The sequence below is a fragment of the Vibrio sp. 1249-1 genome (genome assembly GCF_033340495.1).
The window spans coordinates 1-650 of record NZ_JAWOWJ010000540.1 but is presented as its reverse complement, the minus strand read 5'-3'; the positions used below and the strand labels follow the sequence as shown (position 1 = coordinate 650).

General features: G+C 44.8%; 2 protein-coding genes. Both read right to left on the bottom strand.

Going from position 1 to position 650, the window contains the following annotated elements; translation table 11 throughout:
- On the bottom strand, positions 1 to 193 hold a 193-nt coding region (locus R7Z50_RS27495), incomplete at its 3' end, for a DUF1090 family protein (protein WP_318149748.1).
- A 113-nt stretch (positions 194 to 306) separates the two neighbouring features.
- Positions 307 to 650: GreA/GreB family elongation factor (locus tag R7Z50_RS27490; protein WP_318149747.1), on the bottom strand; the 344-nt coding region annotated here is incomplete at its 5' end.

Here is a 650-nt window from a genome sequence, read left to right as displayed (position 1 = left end):
AGCATTCATCCTCAATCGCAGCAAGGGCTCGTTTTAATCCATCAATGCGCTTTTGATTACCTTGTACTGTGGCGTATTCAATTTGCTGCTCAAGTGCAAACGCTTTGGCATCACACCCTTTTAGCTCTTCTTGAGCGACAGTAGGAAGCGAAATAGCCATCGTTAACACAGCACCACAAATCACGGCTTTCATTTTAAACCTCTCCAGTAAATACAGCTCGCGCCCTCAAATGAGGGCGCATAAAAAATAGGTCAACGTCATTGGCAAACGCACTTCGCTCGCCGAATGTTTCAAGGTCGAGGAAGTTAAGATTCTGCGCTTTGCTTGTTGTATTCAATCGAATTGATGAACCACTCTTTGTCACCTTCCGGCGTTCGAACGGTAAATTCTTCATCCACTTGCTTTTTCAACATGGCTCTGGCCATAGGGGAATCAATGGAGATGTAATCTTTGGCATCGCCATATATTTCTTCTGGCCCCACAATGCGGAACTTCTTCACATCACCGGCTTCGTTTTCAATCTCGACCCAAGCACCAAAAAAGCCTTTGCCTTCTTGTTGAGGTGAGTAATCTACGATGGTGACTTCAGGTAAAAACTTTCTGAGAAAACGAACGCGTCGATCGATTTGACGCAGCAGTCGTTTTTTTT